Raw genomic sequence first — 7310 nt, 5'->3', positions numbered from 1 at the left:
AGAAAAAATCGAGAAAGAATTGTATGTACATTTCGGAAAATATAAAAAGGGGACAGGTGAAATTGTCTATGGGGACGGAGGATTTTTAAAAATCCTCCGTCCCCATAGACAATTTCACCCCGCCTGAGTTACAATATCCAACAGACAATATTATGATTCAGACAAGGGAGTGTGTGTTATGGGTGAACAGTTAACAAACAGTGATGTGGAGAAAATTAAAGAAGAGATTGAATATCGTAAGCTTGTAGTCCGCAAAAAGGAGCTTGAAGCTGTGAAAGAAGCCAGAGCTCAGGGCGATCTGAGTGAAAATTTTGAATATAAGGCTGCAAAGCAGGACAAGAACCGGAATGAGAGTCGGATTCGTTATCTGGAAAAAATGTTGAAGAATGCGAAAATTGTGTCGGATGTATCAAAATCGGATGAGGTTGGGATTAATAATACGGTTGATGTGTATTTTGAAGATGATGATGAACTGGAAACGTATCGCCTGGTAACAAGTATCCGGGGAAACTCGCTGCAGGGGCTCATAAGTATTGAATCACCGCTCGGGAAGGCAATCAAGGGGCATAAAGTCGGAGACCGAGTATTTGTGCAGACAAATGGAAATGAAGGATATTATGTGATCATTAAGCGGATTGACAAATCTACGGATGACTCGAATGATACGATCAGAAAGTATTAGAAGGAAAGATAATACAGTGAAAAAACAATTATCACAAATCAATCCGATCACAGAAGGAGTGATCTGGAAACAGGTTTTGATTTTCTTTGTTCCGATTGCGTTGGGAACGGTTTTTCAGCAGTTATACAATGTGGCGGATGCGGCAATTGTTGGTCGGTTTGTGGGGAAACAGGCGCTGGCCAGCGTAGGGGGATCGGCTGCAATGCTTACGAACATTGTGGTATACTTTTTCAGCGGACTTGCTACCGGTGCGGGAGTGATCATCTCCCAGTACTTTGGAGCCAAGAATCTGGAAAAGCTACATAAAAGTCTGCATACAGCATATGCATTTTCGATTGTGATCAGTGTAATTCTGGCGATGATTGGATGGTGTATCACACCGTGGATCCTGGAAGTGATGAAGACACCGGGGGATGTGATGAAGGATTCAATCGTATATCTCAGGATCTACTTTCTGGGATTGCTTGCAACGCTTACATACAATATGGGATCGGCAATCATGAGAGCCGTCGGTGATTCCAGACGTCCGCTTTACTATCTGATCATCTGCAGTGTGCTGAATGTTGTGCTGGATGTAGTTTTTGTAGTGTTTCTTCGGCTGGGGATTGCAGGAGCGGCGATTGCAACTGTCATATCACAGGCTGTCTGTGCGTTGATTGTTGCGTACACATTGATGAATGCTTATCCGGATATGAGATTAGTTCCGACAGGGATCCGGATTGACGGGAGAATCCTGTGGGAAGAACTTCGGGTAGGACTCCCGGGAGGACTGCAGTTCTGTATTTCCGGGGTAACCGGCATTATATTACAGACTGCCATCAACAGTTTTGGAACGGATACAGCAGCCGCATGGGCCGCATATAATAAGATGGACATGATCTTCTGGACGGTCTGCAGCGCATTTGGAGCGACTGTCACAACGTTTGTGGGGCAGAATTATGGGGCGGGAAAGATGAATCGTGTCTTTCGAAGTGTAAAAATATGCCTGGGTCTGGCGCTGATCGTCTGCGGTGCCGCACAGATGATGCTCCTTGGATTCTGCCGGCCGATGTTCTATCTGTTTGTAACAGATGGAAATGTAATTGATATCGGTGTATATATGATTCATTATCTTGTTCCGGTATATATATTATTTGTGTTTATGGAGATTCCCTCCGGGGCGCTCAGAGGACTGGGAGATGCGGCGATACCGACAGCCATTAACCTGGCTGGCGTTTTCCTGGTGCGCATGCCGTGGATACTTCTGGTGCTTCCGAAGCACCATACACTGGAGGTCGTGATGCTCTCTTATCCAATCTCCGGAATCGCATCCATGATACTGCTGATTGTTTATTATTTTATAAGGATGCGAAAAATAAAAACAGAAAACCGCGAAACGCTAAATTCGAAAGAAATGTCAGAATGAATTTGCAAAATGTCTCAGAAGTAGTATAATGATTATTGTATATGAACCAGAACGGGGAGCCGGTACATGATCCGGCTGAGAGTAGGCTGAATGTGCCTTGACCCATAGACCTGATTTGGATAATGCCAACGTAGGGAAATATCGTGTATGGAATGACGGATATGCCTGTGATGGCATGTCCGTTTTTGCACTGTCTGAAACTGGTTCTGATCCTTCAGCAAGAATGCAGAAAATGCATACAGAAAAATAAAAGGAAATAAGGAGGAATGAATGATGCTGGGAAATTGTATTGAAAATGTAAGAAACACGGTACCGTTGGTGCATAATATTACGAATTATGTAACGGTAAATGACGTTGCGAATGTACTGTTGGCCTGCGGCGGAAGTCCGATCATGTCAGATGAACCGGAGGATGTAGCTGATATTACAACAATCTGTGGAGGATTGAATATTAATATTGGTACTTTAAATCAGAGAAGTATCGAAGGAATGTTTGTGGCAGGAAAGAAAGCCAATGAACTGGGACATGTCGTGCTTCTGGATCCTGTTGGTGCCGGAGCAAGTGCACTTCGTACAAATACAGCCATAAAATTGATGGATGAGATTCAGTTTGATGTCATTCGTGGCAATATCTCAGAGATTAAAACGCTGGTTCAGGGAAGCGGGACAACCAAAGGTGTAGATGCGGATGTGGCTGATGCAGTAACGGAAGATACCCTGGACAGCGCTGTTGCATTCGTAAAAGAGTTTGCGAAAAAAGCAGGATGCATCGTGGCGATTACCGGAGCAATTGATCTGGTCGGTGACAAAGACCGGTGCTTTGTAATCCGCAATGGCCGTCCGGAGATGGGCAAAATTACAGGAACAGGATGTCAGCTGTCGGGTATGATGACTGCATTTGTAGTGGCAAATCCTCAGAATAAGCTGGAGGCAGCTGCGGCAGCCGTATGTACGATGGGACTGGCAGGAGAGATCGGATGGAGCAGAATGCAGGAAGGTGACGGGAACTCTACCTATCGCAATCGTATTATTGATGCAATCTACAATATGGACGCCGGAACACTGGAAGAAGGTGCAAAATATGAAGTGCGATAAGAAGGATTTGTTATTGTATGCGGTGACAGACCGCCACTGGCTGAATGGAGAGACTCTTTACAGCCAGGTTGAGAAGACGCTGGAAGGCGGAACCACGTTCGTACAGCTCAGAGAGAAGGAACTGGATGAAGAGAAGTTCCTGGAAGAGGCAAAAGAGATCAAGGAATTATGCAGACGTTATCAGGTTCCTTTTGTGATCAATGACAATGTGGAGATTGCGCTGGCAATGGATGCGGATGGAGTACATGTAGGACAAAGTGATATGGAAGCCGGAGATGTGCGTGCAAAACTGGGTCCGGATAAGATTATCGGAGTATCTGCACAGACGGTCGAGCAGGCTCGGCTTGCAGAAGAAAGAGGTGCAGATTACCTGGGAGTCGGGGCGGTTTTTCATACCGATTCTAAAGCGGATGCAGCGGATGTAAGTCACGAGACTTTGAAAGCGATCTGTGATGCTGTGAGTATTCCTGTCATCGCAATTGGCGGAATCAGTAGGGATAATGTCTCAGAACTGGCTGGAACCGGTATATGCGGAATTGCCGTTATCAGTGCGATATTTGCGCAAAAAGACATTAAAAACGCTACAAAAGAATTGAAAAAATTGACAAAAGAAATGGTGGAAGCATGATAAAAGGAGCCATATTTGATGTAGATGGAACGCTTCTGGATTCCATGGAGATCTGGGAAGAAGCTGGCATCCGCTACCTGAAAAAACAGAAGATTGAACCCGAACCGGGGTTAAGCAGGCTTCTGTTCCCGATGACGGTGGAGGAAGCAGCCTGCTATATGCAGGAAACATATCATCTGAGTCAAAGCACAGACCAGATCATAGAAGGAATCCTCCATACAGTTCAGGATTTTTATTATTATGAGGCACCTTTGAAACCGGGAGTGAAGGAACTCCTGGAGAAGATGAAGCAAAGAAAGATCCCGATGGTGATTGCTACATCAAGTGAAAGAGATCATATCGATGCGGCATTCCAAAGACTGGGGATTGCACATTATTTTGAAAGAATCTTTACCTGTTCCGAAGTAGGCGCCGGAAAAAGTCAGCCGCTTATCTATCAGAAAGCGGCAGAATATCTGGGAACAAAGCCAGGGGATACCTGTGTATTTGAAGATGTGCTGCATGCGATCCGGACTGCAAAAAAAGCAGGATTTTATACGGCAGCCGTATATGACAGGTTCAGCGATAACGATCAGGAAGAGATAAAGAAAACTGCAGATTTATATTATGCAGATCTGCGAACGGCTGAAGATTTCTGGAAAGAGATCTGACGGTCCACATGCGGCAGATTGGGGGCACCACCTTATGTCGCTTTATAAAATTAATGCGAAAATGAAAGGAAGAAGAACGTATGAGAACAGCATTAACAATCGCTGGAAGCGATTCCAGCGGAGGCGCCGGCATCCAGGCAGATATCAAGACGATGATCACGAATGGTGTGTATGCCATGAGTGCGATCACCGCTCTGACTGCACAGAATACGACCGGTGTAACAGGAATAATGGAGGTAACTCCGGAATTTTTAGCAGAGCAATTGGACTGTATCTTTACCGACATCTACCCGGATGCAGTGAAAATAGGGATGGTTTCATCCAGTGAGTTAATTAAAATGATTGCAAAGAAACTAAAAAGTTATAGCGCAAAGAATATTGTGGTTGATCCGGTTATGGTAGCGACCAGTGGATCCAAGTTGATCAGTGATGAGGCAATCGCTACATTAAAAGAATATCTGCTCCCAATGGCAGCGGTTCTGACTCCGAATATTCCAGAGACAGAAGTTCTGTCCGGAATGTCTGTAAAATCGGAAGAGGATATGATCTTTGCTGCAAAATATATCAGTGAGACGTATCATTGTGCGGTATTATGTAAAGGCGGACATCAGCTGAACGATGCCAATGACCTGTTATATCGTGATGGCTCTTATCAGTGGTTTTACGGCAAACGGATTGATAATCCGAATACACATGGAACCGGGTGCACGCTTTCCAGTGCGATTGCATCAAATCTTGCAAAAGGATATGATCTTGATAGAGCAGTAGAACGTGCGAAAGACTATATTTCCGGTGCGCTTGGCGCTATGATGGATCTGGGTAAGGGAAGCGGCCCGATGAATCATGGGTTTGACATCAGCAGTAAATATACACAGTTATGTGAGAAAGAGGAGGAGCATTAGTTATGAAAGAAAAGCGTACCTCTATTTTTGAAAATGGCCTGATCTGGTTCGGCGCAGGCGTCTCCATTGCAGAGATACTGACAGGAACCTACCTGGCTCCGCTGGGATTTGGCAAGGGGCTTCTGGCAATTATTCTGGGTCATGTGATCGGATGCATTATGCTCTTTCTTGCAGGTGTGATCGGAGGAAAGGCAAGACGCAGTGCAATGGAAACAGTAAAGATGAGCTTTGGTCAGAAGGGAAGTCTTCTCTTTTCCGTATTGAACGTACTTCAGCTGGTTGGCTGGACTGCAATCATGATCTATGACGGTGCACTTGCGGCCGACGGAGTGATCAGCACCGGTAGATGGGTCTGGTGTCTGGTCATTGGAGTATTAATTATTCTATGGATTATGATCGGTATTACGAATCTTGGTAAAGTAAATGTGGTAGCGATGACGGCTCTGTTCATTCTGACATTGATTCTGTGTAAAGTCATCTTTTTTAACGGGGACGCAGTCGGAGTCGCGGCAGATGAGAGCATGACCTTTGGTGCTGCTGTAGAATTGTCTGTGGCGATGCCATTATCCTGGCTTCCACTGATCAGCGATTATACCAGAGAGGCAAAAGAACCCGTAAGGGCAACTGCTGTCAGCGCAGTGATATACGGAATTGTCAGCAGCTGGATGTATGTGATCGGCATGGGTGCTGCAATCTATACCGGAGAATACGATATTGCACAGATCATGGTAAAGGCCGGACTTGGAATCGCAGGTCTTTTGATCATTGTCTTTTCTACAGTTACGACAACGTTTCTGGATGCATATTCCGCCGGAATATCCAGTGAGTCGATCGTCTCGGGCTGGAATGGAAAGTATATTGCAGTCATCGTAACGGTTATTGGAACGATTGGAGCAATCGTATACCCAATGGACAATATTACGGATTTCCTGTATCTGATAGGTTCTGTATTTGCGCCGATGATTGCAATTCAGATCGCAGATTTCTTCCTGCTTAAAAAAGATACAAGCAGCAGAGTGGTAAATATCCCGAATATGGCTGTATGGGTAATTGGATTCATCGTATATCGTTTCCTCATGAATATTGACATGCCGATTGGAAATACTCTGCCGGATATGGTAATTACCATAATCATCTGTCTTATAGTACACAAACTTACATATAAGAACATGAAATAAAAAAGGTTGCTGCAAAGGACAATCAATCCTTTTGCAGCAATCTTTTTTATAGAGAAATAGTAGCAGGCTTGCTATTGTGCGATGTTTTTGATACTCTGAATATAGTGGAAACTGATGTCGGACAGGAGGGGAACGGATGAATCAGAAAATGGTGAAGTTGTATACAAGACAGAACGATAAGACACTGTATCAGTTGGAACGGGACGGAAGGATTATCAATCACCGGATCTATGTGGAGATGCACTTTGGAGATATTGCCCCGCTTTTTATGGAGAGTTATGACTGGTTTACAAAAGAAGCGGCAAAGAGAGTACCCAAGCCGGAAGATGTTCAGGCACCGATCTGGTGCTCCATCAGCGTGGAAAACTGTCTGAAGCCAATTCCGGGAACGGTTGTATATGAGCTGGAAGTTCCGGAAGACCAGATCATATATTTTGATGATGTGAAATGGGACTATGTGCTGAATCGTATCTATCTTCCGAAAGATGCAGAAGATGAAAAAGCATACAAAAAGCATCTCAAAGAGCTGGGAGTTGTAAATGGATTCGAATTTTTCGAAGGCCGGTATAAAGGAATGTATCCGGAGGAGGTAAAAAGGATACGGGAAAGCTGGAAACGGGCTTTTGAGATCGATGAATGGACGATCTTCAATGTATGTGGCAATCTATGGGAGATTAAAAAAGAATGGGTTCGACGAATTGTAAGACCGGGAGAAACAGTCGGTGAAAATTAAAATATGACTGGAAAAACGTACCGGGATTATATATAAT

At 44.5% G+C, this 7310-nt stretch carries 8 protein-coding genes and 1 riboswitch; all 8 genes read left to right on the top strand.

Annotation, left to right across the window (positions count from 1 at the left end):
- Positions 1-178: 178 nt before the first annotated feature.
- The 8 genes from greA (at position 179) to JQM82_RS13490 (ending at position 7273) form a co-directional block, all read left to right on the top strand.
- Positions 179-682 carry a transcription elongation factor GreA gene (greA, locus tag JQM82_RS13525; protein ID WP_235250909.1) on the top strand — a complete coding sequence of 168 codons (504 nt, stop codon included), beginning with the start codon at positions 179-181 and terminating at the stop codon, positions 680-682.
- 16 nt (positions 683-698) lie between these two features.
- Positions 699-2087 (top strand): MATE family efflux transporter, encoded by a 1389-nt coding sequence (locus JQM82_RS13520; protein WP_235250908.1) that lies wholly within the window; start codon positions 699-701, stop codon positions 2085-2087.
- Positions 2088-2129: 42 nt separating this feature from the next.
- Positions 2130-2242: riboswitch (TPP riboswitch) on the top strand.
- A gap of 118 nt (positions 2243-2360) precedes the next feature.
- Positions 2361-3182, top strand: coding sequence for a hydroxyethylthiazole kinase (thiM, locus tag JQM82_RS13515; RefSeq protein ID WP_235250910.1), 822 nt, complete (start codon positions 2361-2363; stop codon positions 3180-3182).
- The gene (gene thiE, locus JQM82_RS13510; RefSeq protein WP_235250907.1) at positions 3169-3810 is read left to right on the top strand and encodes a thiamine phosphate synthase; all 642 of its coding nucleotides are present in this window, start codon (positions 3169-3171) and stop codon (positions 3808-3810) included. The genes thiM and thiE overlap by 14 nt, the downstream gene beginning before the upstream one ends.
- On the top strand, positions 3807-4460 hold the full coding sequence (locus JQM82_RS13505; RefSeq protein WP_235250906.1) for an HAD family hydrolase: 654 nt from the start codon (positions 3807-3809) through the stop codon (positions 4458-4460). Before thiE ends, JQM82_RS13505 begins: the two co-directional genes overlap by 4 nt.
- A gap of 80 nt (positions 4461-4540) precedes the next feature.
- A complete protein-coding gene (gene thiD, locus JQM82_RS13500) occupies positions 4541-5362 on the top strand; it encodes a bifunctional hydroxymethylpyrimidine kinase/phosphomethylpyrimidine kinase (protein WP_235250905.1) in 822 nt (273 codons plus the stop codon).
- Between the two features lie 2 nt (positions 5363-5364).
- Positions 5365-6540, top strand: coding sequence for a putative hydroxymethylpyrimidine transporter CytX (gene cytX, locus JQM82_RS13495; RefSeq protein ID WP_235250903.1), 1176 nt, complete (start codon positions 5365-5367; stop codon positions 6538-6540).
- Between the two features lie 136 nt (positions 6541-6676).
- Entirely contained in the window at positions 6677-7273 is a 597-nt protein-coding gene (locus tag JQM82_RS13490) for a DUF3841 domain-containing protein (protein WP_235250902.1), read from the top strand.
- Positions 7274-7310: the final 37 nt, after the last annotated feature.

Source organism: Faecalicatena contorta (assembly GCF_021531995.1).
Classification (GTDB): Bacteria; Bacillota; Clostridia; order Lachnospirales; family Lachnospiraceae; genus Dorea_A; species Dorea_A contorta_A.
Note: the sequence above shows the minus strand (reverse complement) of the source record. Positions and strands in the feature narration are given on the sequence as shown.

Coding starts and splice junctions, on each gene's coding strand:
- cytX (WP_235250903.1), top strand. CDS start 5,365: ATGAAAGAAAAGCGTACCTCTATTTTTGAAAATGGCCTGATCTGGTTC.
- thiD (WP_235250905.1), top strand. CDS start 4,541: ATGAGAACAGCATTAACAATCGCTGGAAGCGATTCCAGCGGAGGCGCC.
- JQM82_RS13490 (WP_235250902.1), top strand. CDS start 6,677: ATGAATCAGAAAATGGTGAAGTTGTATACAAGACAGAACGATAAGACA.
- thiE (WP_235250907.1), top strand. CDS start 3,169: ATGAAGTGCGATAAGAAGGATTTGTTATTGTATGCGGTGACAGACCGC.
- JQM82_RS13505 (WP_235250906.1), top strand. CDS start 3,807: ATGATAAAAGGAGCCATATTTGATGTAGATGGAACGCTTCTGGATTCC.
- greA (WP_235250909.1), top strand. CDS start 179: ATGGGTGAACAGTTAACAAACAGTGATGTGGAGAAAATTAAAGAAGAG.
- thiM (WP_235250910.1), top strand. CDS start 2,361: ATGCTGGGAAATTGTATTGAAAATGTAAGAAACACGGTACCGTTGGTG.